This is a genomic window from Mesobacterium pallidum (assembly GCF_019966535.1).
Lineage (GTDB): Bacteria > Pseudomonadota > Alphaproteobacteria > Rhodobacterales > Rhodobacteraceae > Mesobacterium > Mesobacterium pallidum.
Genome location: NZ_JAIMID010000008.1, coordinates 131016 through 145469, shown reverse-complemented (window position 1 = coordinate 145469; position 14454 = coordinate 131016). Strand labels below are relative to the sequence as shown.

19 protein-coding genes are annotated in these 14454 nt (G+C 68.0%); 6 read left to right on the top strand and 13 right to left on the bottom strand.

Translation table 11 applies throughout. The annotated features are described in order from the left end of the window. Positions 1-11: 11 nt before the first annotated feature. On the bottom strand, positions 12-995 hold the full coding sequence (pip, locus tag MF270_RS13420; protein ID WP_238366409.1) for a prolyl aminopeptidase: 984 nt from the start codon (positions 993-995) through the stop codon (positions 12-14). A 49-nt stretch (positions 996-1044) separates the two neighbouring features. On the opposite strand from pip, the gene ubiG reads away from it, so the two are divergent. Then, positions 1045-1791 carry a bifunctional 2-polyprenyl-6-hydroxyphenol methylase/3-demethylubiquinol 3-O-methyltransferase UbiG gene (ubiG, locus tag MF270_RS13415; protein WP_238366408.1) on the top strand — a complete coding sequence of 249 codons (747 nt, stop codon included), beginning with the start codon at positions 1045-1047 and terminating at the stop codon, positions 1789-1791. 67 nt (positions 1792-1858) lie between these two features. On the opposite strand, the gene MF270_RS13410 is transcribed toward ubiG, so the two are convergent. The 4 genes from MF270_RS13410 to MF270_RS13395 are packed head-to-tail and all read right to left on the bottom strand — an operon-like array spanning position 1859 to position 4128. Then, positions 1859-2299 (bottom strand): MarR family winged helix-turn-helix transcriptional regulator, encoded by a 441-nt coding sequence (locus MF270_RS13410; RefSeq protein WP_238366407.1) that lies wholly within the window; start codon positions 2297-2299, stop codon positions 1859-1861. Continuing rightward, entirely contained in the window at positions 2296-3132 is an 837-nt protein-coding gene (locus MF270_RS13405) for a carbon-nitrogen hydrolase family protein (RefSeq protein ID WP_238366406.1), read from the bottom strand. The genes MF270_RS13410 and MF270_RS13405 overlap by 4 nt, the downstream gene beginning before the upstream one ends. Continuing rightward, a complete protein-coding gene (gene grxC / locus MF270_RS13400; RefSeq protein WP_238366405.1) occupies positions 3129-3389 on the bottom strand; it encodes a glutaredoxin 3 in 261 nt (86 codons plus the stop codon). Before grxC ends, MF270_RS13405 begins: the two co-directional genes overlap by 4 nt. Before the next feature lie 28 nt (positions 3390-3417). Continuing rightward, positions 3418-4128, bottom strand: a complete 711-nt coding sequence (locus MF270_RS13395) for a ComF family protein (protein ID WP_336246017.1) — start codon at positions 4126-4128, stop codon at positions 3418-3420. A 49-nt stretch (positions 4129-4177) separates the two neighbouring features. On the opposite strand from MF270_RS13395, the gene MF270_RS13390 reads away from it, so the two are divergent. From MF270_RS13390 to MF270_RS13375, 4 genes are all read left to right on the top strand, one after another. Next, positions 4178-4990 carry a methyltransferase domain-containing protein gene (locus tag MF270_RS13390; protein ID WP_238366403.1) on the top strand — a complete coding sequence of 271 codons (813 nt, stop codon included), beginning with the start codon at positions 4178-4180 and terminating at the stop codon, positions 4988-4990. A gap of 27 nt (positions 4991-5017) precedes the next feature. Next, complete coding sequence (gene hemH / locus MF270_RS13385; RefSeq protein ID WP_238366402.1) at positions 5018-6061, top strand: ferrochelatase; 1044 nt, start codon at positions 5018-5020, stop codon at positions 6059-6061. 241 nt (positions 6062-6302) lie between these two features. Continuing rightward, entirely contained in the window at positions 6303-7313 is a 1011-nt protein-coding gene (locus tag MF270_RS13380) for an AMP-binding protein (protein WP_238366401.1), read from the top strand. Next, complete coding sequence (locus MF270_RS13375; RefSeq protein ID WP_238366400.1) at positions 7310-8380, top strand: thiolase family protein; 1071 nt, start codon at positions 7310-7312, stop codon at positions 8378-8380. The genes MF270_RS13380 and MF270_RS13375 overlap by 4 nt, the downstream gene beginning before the upstream one ends. A 3-nt stretch (positions 8381-8383) precedes the next feature. On the opposite strand, the gene MF270_RS13370 is transcribed toward MF270_RS13375, so the two are convergent. The 5 genes from MF270_RS13370 to MF270_RS13350 all read right to left on the bottom strand — a co-directional run bounded on the left by MF270_RS13370 (position 8384) and on the right by MF270_RS13350 (position 11298). Further along, positions 8384-8929, bottom strand: coding sequence for a biotin transporter BioY (locus MF270_RS13370; protein ID WP_238366399.1), 546 nt, complete (start codon positions 8927-8929; stop codon positions 8384-8386). A gap of 3 nt (positions 8930-8932) precedes the next feature. Continuing rightward, positions 8933-9541, bottom strand: coding sequence for an energy-coupling factor transporter transmembrane component T family protein (locus MF270_RS13365; protein WP_238366398.1), 609 nt, complete (start codon positions 9539-9541; stop codon positions 8933-8935). After that, positions 9516-10241: an energy-coupling factor ABC transporter ATP-binding protein gene (locus tag MF270_RS13360; RefSeq protein WP_238366397.1), complete on the bottom strand. Its 726-nt coding sequence runs from the start codon at positions 10239-10241 to the stop codon at positions 9516-9518. Before MF270_RS13360 ends, MF270_RS13365 begins: the two co-directional genes overlap by 26 nt. A gap of 121 nt (positions 10242-10362) precedes the next feature. Further along, positions 10363-10551, bottom strand: coding sequence for a hypothetical protein (locus MF270_RS13355; RefSeq protein ID WP_238366396.1), 189 nt, complete (start codon positions 10549-10551; stop codon positions 10363-10365). 150 nt (positions 10552-10701) lie between these two features. Continuing rightward, entirely contained in the window at positions 10702-11298 is a 597-nt protein-coding gene (locus MF270_RS13350) for a L,D-transpeptidase (RefSeq protein ID WP_238366395.1), read from the bottom strand. A 172-nt stretch (positions 11299-11470) separates the two neighbouring features. Between MF270_RS13350 and dalA the strand changes: the two genes are divergently transcribed. Further along, positions 11471-12016, top strand: a complete 546-nt coding sequence (gene dalA / locus MF270_RS13345; protein ID WP_238366394.1) for a divisome-associated lipoprotein DalA — start codon at positions 11471-11473, stop codon at positions 12014-12016. A 13-nt stretch (positions 12017-12029) separates the two neighbouring features. Here dalA and MF270_RS13340 read toward each other — a convergent pair whose 3' ends face one another. The 3 genes from MF270_RS13340 to MF270_RS13330 all read right to left on the bottom strand — a co-directional run bounded on the left by MF270_RS13340 (position 12030) and on the right by MF270_RS13330 (position 14445). Beyond that, positions 12030-12530: a L,D-transpeptidase family protein gene (locus MF270_RS13340; protein ID WP_238366393.1), complete on the bottom strand. Its 501-nt coding sequence runs from the start codon at positions 12528-12530 to the stop codon at positions 12030-12032. Positions 12531-12686: 156 nt separating this feature from the next. After that, a complete protein-coding gene (locus MF270_RS13335) occupies positions 12687-13907 on the bottom strand; it encodes a class I SAM-dependent RNA methyltransferase (protein WP_238366392.1) in 1221 nt (406 codons plus the stop codon). Further along, positions 13885-14445 (bottom strand): P-loop NTPase family protein, encoded by a 561-nt coding sequence (locus tag MF270_RS13330; RefSeq protein WP_238366391.1) that lies wholly within the window; start codon positions 14443-14445, stop codon positions 13885-13887. The genes MF270_RS13335 and MF270_RS13330 overlap by 23 nt, the downstream gene beginning before the upstream one ends. Positions 14446-14454 lie beyond the last annotated feature (9 nt).

Below are 14454 nucleotides of genomic sequence, written 5' to 3'. Positions count from 1 at the left end.
TCGGCCCCGAACTATACCGTCTGCCGCTCGGCCGCGATACGGTCCATGGCACGCACCAGCTCGTCCGAGATGCCCGGCTCGCTCAGCGCGTGACCGGCGTGTCGGACCATCTTCAACTCGGCCTCGGGCCAGCGCTGCGCCAGCTGCCAGGCCTTGCGCGGCGGGCAGATCATGTCGTAGCGGCCCTGCACGATCACGCCGGGGATATGGGCGATCCGGTCCATCTCGGCCAGGATCTGCCCGTCATACTCAAGGAAGGCCTTGTTGGTGAAGTAGTGGTTCTCGAGCCGGGCAAAGGCGCGCTCATAGTGCCCCGGCCCCTCTCCGCCCTTGCCATCCGACTGGATCGAGGCCAGCGCGTTTTCCCAGGCCGACCAGGCGCGGCCATGCTCGGTCTCGACCATCAGGTCGCCCGAGAACAGGCGCTTGTGGTAGGCCGCGATCATGTCGCCGCGTTCGTCCTCGGGGATGAGCCGTTCGAACCGTGCCCAGGTCTCGGGAAAGAACTGCCCCGCGCCGCCGCCATAGAACCAGTCAAGCTCGTCCTGCGTCGCCAGGAACACGCCGCGCAGCACCAGGTTCGTCACCCGGTCCGGATGTGCCTGTGCGTAGATCAGCGCCAGCGTGGCGCCCCAGGAGCCGCCGAAGACCACCCACTCCTCGATCCCCAGCTCCTGCCGGATCCGCTCGATATCCTCGACCAGGTGCCAGGTCGTGTTGTCCTTGACGCTGGCATTGGGCGTCGAGCGCCCGCAGCCGCGCTGGTCGAACAGGATCACCCGGTAGTGATCAGGGTCGAAATACCGCCGCATCGCCGGGCTGCATCCGCCGCCCGGTCCGCCATGCAGCACCACCACGGGCAGGCCGTCGCGCCGCCCGGATTGTTCGAAATAGACGCGGTGCCCCTGCCCGACATCCAGCATCCGCTGATCGAAGGGATCGCGGGGCGGGTAGAGGTTCTGACCTGCGCGCTTTTGGCCCGAGAATTTGTCCATGCACGATCTATATTGTGCCTCAGAGGCAAAAGACCATAGGCCAGATCCCATGCACCCCGAGACAAATACCGTCGACCCCGCGGAAATCGCCAAATTCGAGGCAATGGCAGCCGAATGGTGGGATCCGCATGGCAAGTTCAAGCCGCTGCACATGATGAACCCGGTGCGGCTGGACTACATCTGCCGGCAGATCGCCGAAGAGTTCGACCGCGATCTCATCCAGCCACAGCCCTTCACCGGGCTGCGCCTGCTGGACATCGGCTGCGGTGGCGGGCTCTTGTGCGAGCCGATGGCGCGGCTGGGCGCCACGGTCATCGGCGTCGACGCCGCCGCGCGCAACATCCCCGTGGCCGAAACCCATGCCGCGCAATCGGGGCTCGACATCGACTACCGCCACGACACGGCCGAAGCCATGGCTGCGGCGGGCGAGCAGTTCGACGTGGTGCTGAACATGGAGGTGGTCGAGCACGTCGCCGACCCGCTCGCCTATCTCACCGCCTGCAAGTCGCTGCTGAGGCCGGGCGGTCTGATGGTCTGCTCGACCATCAACCGCAACCCCAAGAGTTTCGCCATGGCCATCGTCGGCGCCGAATGGGTGATGCGCTGGCTGCCGAAGGGCACGCATGAATGGTCGAAATTCATCACCCCGGACGAGCTGTTCGACCTGCTGTCCCGCGCGGGCCTCACGCCGGTCGACCGCAAGGGCTTTGTCTTCAACCCGGTCTCCTGGCAATGGAGCATCTCGCCCCGCGACCTCTCGGTCAATTACGTGACCGCCTCCACGCGCCCGGCCTGATCCCCTTCATCTTGCCAGGTAAACTCCGGGGGTGAGGCGCCCTGGCGCCGAGGGGGCTGGCCCCCTCCTACCCCGTTTCGAGCTTGGCGCGCACTTCGCGCAGAATCGGCAGGGCAGCGCGGACCTTGTCGGCGCCAAGCTCCTCCATCAGCTCGGACACCATCGGCTCGATGCTTTGCAGCGCGGCGTCGCGGGCGGCGCGGCCGGCGGGGCTGATCGCCACCAGTTTCTTGCGCGCATCGTCCCAGTCGGGGCGGATGTGTACGAACCCGGCCGCCTCGAGCCGGCCGAGCGTGTTGGTCATCGCCCCGCGCGTGACGTGAAAGCTGCGCGCCAGCTGGGCCGGGCTGCGTTCGGTGCCCGCCCGCGCCAGGTGATTCAGGACCGAGAAATGAGAGATCTCCATCCCCTTGGGCAGGGCCTTGGACAGACGCGTCCTGAGCAGTTGCTCGGCCGTCAGGATCTCGCTGAAGAGCGTCGCGGCCAGGACCTGTGTCTCGGCGCTCATGCGCCCGGGCCCGTGTAGGGCCGGTCGTGGCCGAGAGAGCCGATCTTTGCGCGGGCGGAGGCGACCTCGGCCCGGTCTATGTCCACATAGCTCACACCCACGCCGGTGCCGGCGTCCAGCAGCACCTCGCCCCAGGGCGAGACCACCATGGAGTGGCCGTAGGTGGCGCGGGGGCGGCCGCGCGAGACGTCATGCTGGCCGGTCTGGGCCGGGGCGAGAACGTAGGCGCCGGTCTCGATGGCGCGGGCGCGCAGCAGCGGCTCCCAATGGGCCGCGCCGGTGACGGGCGAGAAGGCGGCGGGCACGGTCAGCACCTCGGCCCCGGCCTGGGCCAGTGCGCGGTGCAGGTGCGGGAAGCGGATGTCGTAGCAGATCGTCATGCCGATCCGGGCGAAATCCGTCTCGGCCAGCACGGCACGGTCCCCGGGGCGGTAGTTCTTTGATTCGCGGTAGGTCTCGGTTTCCGATACCTGCACGTCGAACATGTGGATCTTGTCATAACGCGCGACGATCTCGCCCTTGGGCGACAGCAGGATCGAGCGGTTGGCAAAGCGCCCGTCCGCGTCATCGGTCTTGACGCCGATGGAGCCGATCAGCAGCCAGAGCCCCAGCTCGGACGCCGTTTCGCGCAGGCCCGCGAGGGTCGGATCATCCGCCTCGGCCACCAGTACGGCATCCTGGTGGGTGCGGCTGCCCGAGACGCAGTTCGTGACCTCGGGCGTCAGGGCAAAGCCCGCGCCCCGGTCCGCCGCCGCGCGCAGCATCTCGCGCACGGTGGCGAGGTTGCGCGCCGGATCGTCCGAGGACGAGAGCTGAAGCAGCGCGGTCTTCATGCCCCGGCGAGCATCGGATCGAGCTTGCCGGCCCGCTCCAACGCCATCAGCTCATCGCAACCGCCGACATGGTCCTTGCCGATGAAGATCTGCGGCACCGTCCGCCCGCCATTCGCGCGCTGCACCATCTCGGGGCGGCGATCGGGGTTGGCGGCGACGTCGATTTCGGTGAACTCGACCCCTTTCGACGTCAGCAGGCGCTTGGCGGCGAAGCAGAAGCCGCAGAACGGAGTCGTATAGATTTCAACCGGTTGCATGATACCCAGCCTTCGCGTGATGGCATTGTTACTGGGTCATGTAGGCGTGCTTTGCAACCCGTGCCAGTGCCACCACGTCGATCCGCGCCGGATTTTCCGGCAAAAGCGCCTGTGTGGCGGCCGCAAATGTGGCGCCGCTGGTCATCACGTCATCGACGAGAACCACCCGCCGCCCCGTCGCCAGCCCCTGCCGTTTCGGCGTCACCTGGATCGCTTGTGACAGGATCTCGAACCGCTCTGCCCTTGTCTTGCCATCCAGCGAGGGCGTCGCGATCCGCCGTTGCAGCAGGTCGAGCGCGGGCACAGCACCGGTCTCGCGCGCCAGCGCCTGCACCAGCAGGGCCGACTGGTTGTATTTGCGCTTGAGGATACGCTTCCAGTGCAGCGGGATCGGCACGATCAGCGTCTCGGCATCCACCAGCGGGCCCAGCGCCTGCGCCAGCCAGCGCCCGGCGGGGCGCGCGACCTCTTCCCGGTCGCCATGCTTGAAGCCGAGGATCAGCTTGCGCGCCATCTCTTCGTACATCAGCGCCGCGCGGCCATGGGACCAGGGACGCGGATGGGCATGGCACTCCTCGCAGAGCGCGCCCTCCGCCTCCTCCTCGCCCAGCAGCGGCACACCGCAGGCGTCGCAGACCGTGCCGCCGATGAAGGGCATCTGCCCCCAGCAGGCGCCGCAAAGGCCGAAGTCGCGCTCCACCCGCCCGCCGCAGCCCAGGCAGGCCGGCGGGTAGATCACCGCCAATGCCGTTTGAATTGCCGACGCGAACATCCTATGAGACCGTTCCATGACCGAGGCTCCGAAGCTCACCGATCGCCCTGCCCTGACCCGCGCCCGCCGCCGCCTGGCGGAGGACGCGCTGTTCCTGCATGACGAGGCCATCGCCTCGCTCCAGGATCGCCTGAGCCTGGTTAACAGGACGTTTACGGACATCGCCATCGTGACCGGGGCGCCCGGCCCCTGGGCCGCCGCCTTTCCCGGCGCCACAATCGTACCCGATGACGAGGTGCTGGCGCTCGAGCCCGGCGCGCATGACCTGGTGCTGCACGGGCTGGCGCTGCACTGGGCCAATGACCCGGTCGGGCAGCTGATCCAGTCGCGCCGGGCGCTACGCGGCGACGGGCTGTTCCTCGGCGTGATGTTCGGCGGGCAAAGCCTCAACGAACTCCGCACCGCGCTGGCCGAGGCCGAGAGCCGGTTGACCGGCGGGCTCAGCCCCCGGGTGCTGCCGATGGCCGATATCCGCGACCTGGGCGCGCTGCTGCAACGGGCCGGGTTGGCGCTGCCGGTGGCGGATGCGGACCGCTTCACCGTCGAGTACGGCGACATCCTGCGGCTGATGCGCGACCTGCGCGGGATGGGAGAGGTCAACGTACTGGCCTCGCGCCTGCGCAAAACGCCGCAGCGTGATCTTTTCCCGCTGGCCGGGCGTATCTATGCCGAGACGTTCGGTACGGCCGAGGGCCGCCTGCCCGCGACGGTCGAGTTGATCACGCTGAGCGGCTGGGCCCCGGACCCGTCGCAACCAAAGCCGCTGCGCCCCGGCAGTGCCGCCCAACGGCTGGCCGATGCCCTGGGGACCGAGGAAAAGAAACTCTAGGGCCCGCCGGCCAAGGAACCGCCAGAGATGACCGACGCCACCCGCCCCGCGCATGCCCCCGCCGACCACCCCGCCCTGCCAAAGGGCAAAGTGGGCATCCTTCTGGCCAACCTCGGCACGCCCGATGCGACCGACTACTGGTCGATGCGGCGGTACCTGAGCGAGTTCCTGTCGGACAAGCGGGTGATCGATTACCCGGCCTGGAAATGGCAGCCGATCCTGCAAGGCATCGTGCTGTCGATCCGGCCGTTCAAGTCGGGCGCGGCCTACCGGACGATCTGGAACACGGAAAAGGACGAAAGCCCGCTGATGACCATCACGCGGGACCAGACCGAAGCGATTGCCGCGCAGATGGCCGAGCGCTACGGCGACCGCGTCATGGTCGATTTCGCGATGCGTTACGGCAATCCGTCCACCGAATCCAAGGTGCGCAAGATGGTCGAGGCAGGGTGCCACCGCATCCTCTTTGTCCCGCTTTATCCGCAATATGCGGGCGCCACCTCGGCCACGGCGAACGACCAGTTCTACCGCGCGCTGATGAAGGAGACGTGGCAGCCCACGGCCCGCATCATCGACCCCTATTTCGACCATCCGAAGTATATCGAGGCGCTGGCGCAATCGGTCGAGCGGGTGGTGGGCGATGACCGTCCCGACGTGCTGGTCTGTTCCTATCACGGGCTGCCGGAACGCTACCTGCACCAGGGCGACCCCTACCATTGCCACTGCGCCAAGACGACCCGCCTGCTGCGCGAACGGCTGGGCTGGGGGCAGGACGAGGTCATCACCACCTTCCAGTCCAAGTTCGGCCCCGAGGAATGGCTGAAGCCCTACACGGTCGAAGAGGTCGCGCGTCTGGCGCAGGCGGGGAAAAAGAAGATCGCCGTGGTGGCGCCCGCGTTTTCCGCGGACTGCATCGAGACGCTCGAGGAGATCAACGAGGAGATCCGCGAGAGTTTCGAACATGCGGGCGGCGAGAGCTTTACCTACATCCCCTGCCTCAACGACGACCCGGCCCATATCGACGCGCTTTGCGCGGTGATGGAGACGCATCTTGGCGGCTGGCTCTCCTGACCGGTTCCGCTGGCACCCGGCGTCGCGGGTGACCGGGCCGGACGGGGGGGGCGTCGCGCCTGATGGCGCGCCACTTGATCATGAGCCTGATGGCGCGCCGCGCGGTCATGCGCCTGATGGCGCGCCGAGTGACGGCGAGCTGTGCGCGATTGTCGACCGACCGATTGGCGCGGCCCTGGCGCAGGTTATGGCCTGCGCCGCTGTTGCTCGTCCATTCTGCGTCCACGCCGATGGAGTCACCGTGCAGGGTGAAGAGGCCCCGGGCCACTTCCAGTGCACCACTTCGGGCAGCACCGGCGCGCCGCGTCGCATCCGGCGGAGCATGGCCTCGTGGCGTGCAAATTTCGAGACGAACACAGGGCTTTTCGGCCTGTCCTCGTCAGATCGCTACGCCACGCTCGGCGGGCTGTCGCATTCGCTCACGCTCTACGCCGCCTGCGAGGCGCTGCATGTGGGCGCCGACCTGCGGTTGCTGGACGGGATGCGCCCGGACCGGCAGGCACAGGCGCTGCGCGAGGACGGGACCACGGTGCTGTACGCCACGCCGGTGCAGTTGCGGCAGCTGGGCGAGGCGCCCTGCCCCAAGCTTAGGCTGGTGCTGGTCGGCGGCGGCGCGCTGGACAGCGCGACAGCCGGGCAGGTTCGGGCGATGGCGCCGAATGCTGCCCTGCACGTCTTTTACGGCGCGTCCGAGACGAGTTTCATCTCGATCAGCGACGCGACAACGCCCGAAGGCTCGGTCGGTCGCGCCTATCCCGGGGTGCAGGTGATGATCCGCGATGCGCAAGGCGCAGCGCTGCCCGTGGGCGCGGAGGGCGAGATCTGGATCGAGACCCCCACCGCCTTTGCCGGGTACGCAGGGGGCGACACGGGCAGCACGCGGCGCGACGGGGCCGCGCTGACGGTCGGAGAGCATGGGTACCTGGACAGGGACGGCCATCTCTGGCTGACCGGGCGCGGCGACCGGGTGTTCCAGGTGGCCGACCAGAAGGTGCATCCGGAAGAGATCGAAGCGGTGCTGCTGGCCCTTCCCGGCGTGACCCATGCCGCCGTCCTCCCGCGCCGCGACACGGCGCGCGGCCAGGTGCCGATTGCGCTGGTTTCCGGTGAAATAGAGACTGAATCCGCGTTGATCGCTGCCCGCACGGCACTGGGTCCGACCAAGGCGCCACGCGCCATGATACGGGTGGCGGACTGGCCACTTCTGCCTTCGGGCAAGACCGACCTGCGCGCGCTCGAGGCGCTGTTGTGAGGGCGGTCTACCTCCATGCCGCGCGGCGCAGCATCGTGGCCCCGCGCGGCGGCGCGTTGGCCGGGTTGTCCCTGCATGAGCTGGGCGCGCCGGTGGTGCGGGCGGTCATGGAGGACGCCGGGATCGGAACCGCGGACGAGCTGATCTGCGCCAATGCGCTGGGCGCGGGCGGCAACCCGGCGCGGCTGGTCGCGCTGGCGGCAGGGCTGCCCGAACAGGTCGCGGGGCTGAGTATCGACCGGCAATGCGCAGGCGGGCTGGATTCGCTGCTGCTGGGGCAAGCGCTGATCGCCTCGGGCATGGCCGAGACGGTGATCGCCGGCGGGGTCGAGAGCTATTCGCTGCGGCCTTATCGCGCGAGGGTGCAACCCGATGGCAGCCTCGTCCCCTACGACCGGCCGCCCTTCTCTCCCTGGCCGGGCCGCGACCCGGAGATGGACGCGGCGGCCGCCACTCTGGCGGAGATGCAGGGCATCAGCCGCGACCGTCAAGACGAATGGGCCGTCATCAGCCATGCCCGTGCGCTGGCCGCGCGGGAGGTGCTGACCCCCGAGATCGTGTCGATTCCGCCCGTGTCAGAGACGCATGACCCCTTTGCGCGGCGCCTGACGCCGAAGGTCTGCGCACGGGCCAAAGTCCTCGTGGGCAACATCACCGCGGCCAATACCGCCGTGGCGGCGGACGGGGCGGCCTTTGTCGTGATGTCGGCCAGGCCCGGCCCGGTGCGCATGGTCCGCGCCGCAACCCGGGGCGCGGCGCCCGAGATGCCGGGGCTCGCGCCACTGGCGGCGATCCGGGCGCTCGAGGTGAACCCGGACACCCTTACCCATGCCGAGATCATGGAGGCCTATGCCGTGCAGGCCATCGCCTGCGTCGACGGCGCAGGGATCAGCCCCAAGATCGTCAATGGGCGCGGCGGCGCGCTGGCGCGGGGGCATCCGATCGGCGCCTCGGGCGCGGTGCTGGCGGTGCGGCTGTTCCACGACCTCTGCCGCGATGGCGGCCGGGGGCTCGCCGCGATTGCCGCGGCGGGCGGGATCGGCACCGCCGCGCTGTTCCAGGCCTGAGGATCAGCCGCGCGAGAGCAGCGACTCGGGCCGCGCCTGGGCCAGCATCACCGTCAGCGCAGAAGCGATGACCGCCTTGGCGATGTCCCCTGGGATGAAGGCCGCGACCAGCAGCACCGCCTCGGGCACCGACTTGCCCAGCACGAAGGCCAGCCCCAGCACGCCCGGCACGTAAAGCGCCAGCACACCGCCGACGAGGGCCGAGAGCAGCGCGGCAGGGAAGACCGCGACGCTGCGCAACCGCTCCATCACCAGGCCGGTGACGAAGGCGGCGATGGGGAAGCCGACGACGAAGCCAACGGTAGGCGAGGCAAAGACGCCAAGGCCACCCCGGCCGCCGGCCAGAAGCGGCAGGCCCAGCGCTACCAGCGCGATGAACAGCAGCGCCGCCAGGCCGCCGCGACGCGCGCCCAGGACGCAGCCGGCCAGCATGACCCCCATGCTTTGCGCCGTGATCGGCACGCCAAAGCCCAGCGTGACCGGCGGAATCAGCCCCAGCGCCGCGATCAGCGCGGCAAAAAGCGCCACCATCACCAAGGAACGTTCCATGTCTCACTCCCCTTCCGGGATCCCGCCCCGGGCGCGCAGCGCCTCGGCGACATGATCCGCATCATCCACCGCCGCCAGAAGCAGCGGCCCCAAAAGTCTCCAGCCCGGCCGCCGGGCGGAGCGCGCGCGCCACGCCTGTCGCAGCGCCTCGGCCTTGTCCGTCAGCACGGGTGTAAAGCGGATCACGAGCGCCACGGCAAGCCCCACGGCACCCGACTTGAGTCCAAGCGGACGCAGCGGGCGGGTCAGCCGCGTGACAAGGCCGATGACATCGTCGAGCCGGGTTGTCATGGTGACCAGCGTTGCCAGCGCGACAAGGGTCACCATGCGCAGGATGATCAGCGCGCCACTCGCCCAGGCGCCGGTGATCGCGTGCCAACCGGCAAGGAGCACGACGAGCCACATCAGCGGCCGCAGGTTGCGCCAGCCCTCGGCCAAGAAGGTCCGGCCGCCCACCGCGTAGAGCGCCATGACCCCGGCCAGTGCGAGGGCCTGCACCCAAAGCTGCGGCGCAAGGAAGAGGCCAAGCGTGGCCAGCGCCAGCGCGGCGAATTTCAGCGGTGTGGGGATGCGGTGATAGGGCGTTTCAACCGGTGAGGTCAGCGAAAGCATCGGCGCCTCCGTCGGTCATGGCGGCAAGGTAGTCGCGCAGCACCGCAGGCGCCGGGCCGTCCTGCTGCACCCGGCCGCCGTCGAGCCAGAGGACACGGTCGTAACCGTCGAGCAGCGCGGGGTCGTGGGTGATGTGGATCACCTGCGGGTCGAGCCCGCGCAGAAGCGCCTGCAACTGCCGCACCGTGGGGATGTCGAGCCCGGTGAAGGGTTCGTCCAGCAGCAGCACGGAGGGTTTCATCGCCAGCACGGAAATCAGGCAGACAAGGTGCCGCTGACCCTGGCTGAGCGTGGCGACAGGCCGCTCGGCCCAGTCTTCGCGGCCGAAAATGGCCAGCTCATCGCGCGCGACGGCGCGCGCCTCGCGGCGGCTGCGGCCTTGTTGACGCAGGCCAAAGGCGATCTCTTCGACCACGGTGGGAAAGATGATCTGGTGATCGGGGTTCTGGAAGATCATGCCGACCGCGCCCAGCGCGCCCTTGCGGTCCCGCACCACGTCGACGCCGCGAATCGTCACCGCGCCGGCCTGCGGCTCGATCAGCCCGCAGATCGCCCGCGCCAGTGTCGTCTTGCCCGACCCGTTGCGGCCCACCAGACCGATGCGCGATTCGGTCAGCATCAGGTCGATGCCGTCCAGCAGACGCCGCCCGGCCTTTTCGACCGTCAGCCCGGTGATGGATATGCCCGCGTCCCGCTCCATTCCTGCCATGTCGCGGAATTCCGGCGCAAAGCAAAGCCCCGAAATGCAAGAACGGCCGCCCCGATCCGGGACGGCCGTTCTTTTTTGCTGTGCCGCCGGGACAAGTCCCGGGACATCCGACTTAGTCGGCTGCGACTGCAGCGGCGACCAGCGCCAGAACCAGCAGCGGAACGATGATGCCGGCGCCCGAGGACGATGCGGCAGTTTCTTCCACGATGACCGGAGCTTCGATGATCGGCTCGGCCATGTTGCCGGCAAATGCGGTCGAAGCGGCGGCGGTCAGAGCAGCAGCGAGAACGAGTTTCTTCATAGTATCCTCCAGATATTCGCCTGGCGACGGCGCATAGAACGCAAGCCAGCAGGCACCCAAGACTTACCTCGTACCTAACGTCTAACCAGCAAAATCGAGCGAAGGCAAACGCTTCTTAGGATCCGGAGGCAGCGACGCGGGCCGATGTCGTCAAATTAGCAACACCTGTGTGCCCACTTTCGTGGCCGCGAAAAGCTGGGCGATATGTTCGTTGTAAAGCCCGATGCACCCGTTCGACGACCGGCGCCCGATCTTGCGCGTGTCATGGGTGCCGTGGATCCGGTAATAGGTCCAGCTGAGGTACAGCGCATGGGTCCCGAGCGGGTTATCCGGGCCGGGGCCGACAAAGTCCGGCCATTCGGGGTTGCGCAGCTTCATCGACGGGGTCGGGCGCCAGGACGGGCCCTCGACCTTTTGGACGACCGAGGTACGCCCGCGGCGGGTCAGGTCTTCGGACAGGGGCACGGACGAGGGGTAGAGCTTGTAGGTCACCCCGTCCTCGGCCCAGAAATGCAGCGCGCGCGACGAGATGTCGACCAGGACCGCGCCATTGTGCAGATCGCTGAAGTAGTTGCGCCAATCGAGCGTCCGGAAGCTCGAGATGTTGTGGCGCACGGCCTGGCTGATGTCGCTTTCGATCTCGGTGGTTTCGGCTCCGGTCTGGGCCAGCGCGGGCGCGGCAAGGGCCGCCGCCGTGCCGGCAAGGAATCCGCGGCGTCCGAGGGTGCGTGTCTTGGGATGGGTCATATAAGCCTCCGCTTCCTGGCAGAAAATGCGGGAATACCCTTAGATTTATTGCGAGAATGCCTCAGTGGCAAATCAAACAAGCGACATTTGGCCAAGTCACGTGCTTGTGGGTTTGAAACGCAACGCGGCAGCGGATAAGCCGGTCGGGCACGAAAAGGGGTGGACTTGCCAAATGCTTCGCGGATTCTTGATCCTTGCCGTCTCTCTGACGCTGGCGGCCTGTGCGGCCCCGCCGACGCAGACCATGGGTCCCGATGGCAAACCCTTGCCCAAGCTCTACCGCATCAGCAATGCGCAGACGGCGCAGATCCAGTACCGGATGCTCGATTCGGTGAATTCGCTGCGTGCGGCCGCCGGCCGGTCGCCGGTGCAGCTGAACGCGCAGCTCAATGCCGCCGCCGCCACCCATGCCCGCGACATGTCGGTGCAGAACCGGCCCTGGCACTTCGGCTCGGACGGCTCCTCGCCCATCGACCGGGTGCGCCGCGTCGGCTACCCGGGCCGCCTGACCGGCGAGACGATTTCCGAGACCTACGAGACCGAGCTGGAAACGCTTGCCGCCTGGATGGAGCAGGAGGACACCCGCCGGGTGATTCTCGCGCCCGACGCGTCGGACATGGGCTTTGCCTGGTACCAGGAGAACAACGGCAAGATCTGGTGGACCATGGTGCTGGGCGCGATGTCCAGCCCGGCCCCCATGATCGCTCAGGTTCAGTAAGCTTTTCCGGATCTTACGGGTAGATATCGATCGGCGTGCCGTCGCGCACCATCGCGTAGATCCGCTCGATTTCCTTGTTCGTCACGGCAATGCAGCCGGCCGTCCAGTCGGCCGCCAGCTTGGCCCGTGCGCGCCCGTTCGGCGCGCCGTGGATGAAGATGTCACCGCCGGGCCGCTTGCCCAGCTCCAGCGCCTCACGGATGTCGTTTTCGTTCGGGTAAGAGATCCCGACCGAAAGGTGGAACTGGCTGTTCGGGTTGCGGCGGTCGATGAAATAGCGCCCCTCGGGCGTCTTGCCGTCCCCCTCGACCTGCTTGTCGCCGACGGGGGCGAAGCCAAGGTCGAAATCGTAGCTGTTCAGCACCTTGTCGTGATGCAGCAGGTGCATCCGGCGTTCGCCTTTCATGACGACGACGCGGGTGACTTCGGGGCCGTTGTAGGTCTTGAACTTGCTTGCGCAGCCGGAGATCCCGGTGGCGAGGGCTAGGAGGAGGGCAATCGTGACAGGGCGCATTCTGGGGCGTCTTCTGTTGGGGGCTCGATACGTCGCCTTTTACACGAATCGGGGGGTCCGGTGAAGCGATTCCGGGGACAGCGGCGCCGGCTGGCTGGTTTGTGATGTGATGTGCCGGCTGGTGCGTAGCCGCGCATCGTCGGGCCGCGCCCGGACCTACCGCGCGAGGCTGAACCGCGCCGCCAGCTCGATATGCACCGACCAGCGGAACTGGTCCACGACCTGCACCCAGTCCATCGCGTAGCCGGCCTGGGTCAGGATCGCGGCATCGCGCGCAAAGGTCACCGGGTTGCACGAGACAAAGGCGATGACGGGCACGCGGGCCTCGGCCAGCTCGGTCACCTGCGCTTGCGCACCCGCGCGGGGCGGGTCAATGACAGCGGCGTCGAATCGCTTCAGCTCGTCCGGCAGCAGCGGGCGGCGGAAGAGGTCGCGCGTCTCGTGCGTCACCTTCTTGAGCCCCTTGGCATTGCGCCAACCCAGGTCGAGCGCTTGCATCATCGCGGCCTCGCCCTCGACCGCATGCACCTCGGCCCGTTCGGCCAGCGGCAGGGCGAAGGTGCCGCAGCCGGCAAAGAGGTCGACGACCTGCTTCGCATCGCCCACAGCCTCGGTCACCGCGTAAAGCAGGGCCGATTCGCCCTGCCTGGTCGCCTGCAGGAAGGCGCCGGGCGGCGGGGCGACATGGGCCGCACCGAAGACCTGCCGGGGCGGGGTCCTGAGGGCGATGACCTCTCCGTCCCACGCCAGCCGCGAAACTCCGCGCTGGCCGGCCAGTTGCGCCAGCGACGATTCGAGCGGCCCGTCCAGCGGCTTGCCCCCCGTCACCGACAGGTCGAGCCCGTCCAGCGACAGGGTCACCAGCGCCGTGATCTCCCCTTTCCGGCTACCGCCCATCATGGCGAACTCGGCCACCACGTCGCGGGCGGCCAGCAGGTCGGGATGCAGCAGGTGGCAAGTCTCGATCGGAACGATCACACCCGAGGCACGACCGTGAAAGCCGACCTGCACGCCCTTCTTGGTGCGCCGGGCCGAAAACGCGGCACGGCGGCGCGAGAATGGCGGCGAGGTCAGGATCGGGCGAAAGTCAGCCTCGAGCCCCTGCGCCTGCAATGCCTGCCGCACCACGTCGACCTTCCAGCCGGCGACGAAATCGTCGCTTGCGTGCTGCAACTGGCAGCCACCGCAGCTGCGGAAATGCGGGCAGGGCGGTTTCACCCGGTCGTCCGAGGGCGTCACGATCTTGACGTCGTGCAGACGGGAACCGTCGGCCTCGCCCGTCACCTCCTCACCCGGCAGGGTCAGGGGGGCAAAGATCGGTCCGTCGGCTATGCCGTCGCCATGATGGCCAAGCCTATGTATTCGGTACTGCGTCACGCTTCCTTATCCGCTGCCGCACCGGTTTCGGTGCCTGCAGGCCGTCGAGGTAGCGCGCCACCTCGCCCTTACTGCGCAACACGACCACGTCGACCTCGTGGTCCGCCTTCTTGATCCAGGTCCCGAGCGTGGCGCGGTGCAGCTTGCGCGTCCGCCACATCCATTTCAGGAACTGGAAGTTGAAGCTCTCGGGGCAATCCGGCGCCATGTCGGGCCGGGTCCGGCCGTAGCGGACCACCGTCCGCCAAAGCACCCGCGCGAATCGCTTGGCGAAGGGCAGGTCGAGAAGGATCAGCGTGTCGCAGCGGTCGATCCGGTGCGCATAGGTGCGCGACAGCCCGCCCTCGAAGATCCAGGCATCGCCATTCTCGATCTCGGTCGCCATGCGGATCTTTTCCGACATCGGCCGTTCGATCCAGCCGGGCATGTAGTGGATCTGGTCCATGTGGTGAACGGGGAGTCCGGTGATCTGCCCCAGCCGGCGCGCAAGCCAGCTTTTGCCCGATCCCGGTTGACCGACGATCATGACCCTGCGCATGGAATTTCC

Excerpts from the sequence above, each read along its gene's own strand:
- MF270_RS13405 (WP_238366406.1), bottom strand. The coding sequence starts at position 3,132 with ATGAAGACCGCGCTGCTTCAGCTCTCGTCCTCGGACGATCCGGCGCGC.
- MF270_RS13390 (WP_238366403.1), top strand. The coding sequence starts at position 4,178 with ATGACCGAGGCTCCGAAGCTCACCGATCGCCCTGCCCTGACCCGCGCC.
- MF270_RS13330 (WP_238366391.1), bottom strand. The coding sequence starts at position 14,445 with ATGCGCAGGGTCATGATCGTCGGTCAACCGGGATCGGGCAAAAGCTGG.
- MF270_RS13365 (WP_238366398.1), bottom strand. The coding sequence starts at position 9,541 with ATGCTTTCGCTGACCTCACCGGTTGAAACGCCCTATCACCGCATCCCC.
- MF270_RS13410 (WP_238366407.1), bottom strand. The coding sequence starts at position 2,299 with ATGAGCGCCGAGACACAGGTCCTGGCCGCGACGCTCTTCAGCGAGATC.
- hemH (WP_238366402.1), top strand. The coding sequence starts at position 5,018 with ATGACCGACGCCACCCGCCCCGCGCATGCCCCCGCCGACCACCCCGCC.
- MF270_RS13340 (WP_238366393.1), bottom strand. The coding sequence starts at position 12,530 with ATGCGCCCTGTCACGATTGCCCTCCTCCTAGCCCTCGCCACCGGGATC.
- MF270_RS13350 (WP_238366395.1), bottom strand. The coding sequence starts at position 11,298 with ATGACCCATCCCAAGACACGCACCCTCGGACGCCGCGGATTCCTTGCC.
- grxC (WP_238366405.1), bottom strand. The coding sequence starts at position 3,389 with ATGCAACCGGTTGAAATCTATACGACTCCGTTCTGCGGCTTCTGCTTC.
- ubiG (WP_238366408.1), top strand. The coding sequence starts at position 1,045 with ATGCACCCCGAGACAAATACCGTCGACCCCGCGGAAATCGCCAAATTC.
- dalA (WP_238366394.1), top strand. The coding sequence starts at position 11,471 with ATGCTTCGCGGATTCTTGATCCTTGCCGTCTCTCTGACGCTGGCGGCC.
- pip (WP_238366409.1), bottom strand. The coding sequence starts at position 995 with ATGGACAAATTCTCGGGCCAAAAGCGCGCAGGTCAGAACCTCTACCCG.
- MF270_RS13370 (WP_238366399.1), bottom strand. The coding sequence starts at position 8,929 with ATGGAACGTTCCTTGGTGATGGTGGCGCTTTTTGCCGCGCTGATCGCG.
- MF270_RS13355 (WP_238366396.1), bottom strand. The coding sequence starts at position 10,551 with ATGAAGAAACTCGTTCTCGCTGCTGCTCTGACCGCCGCCGCTTCGACC.
- MF270_RS13360 (WP_238366397.1), bottom strand. The coding sequence starts at position 10,241 with ATGGAGCGGGACGCGGGCATATCCATCACCGGGCTGACGGTCGAAAAG.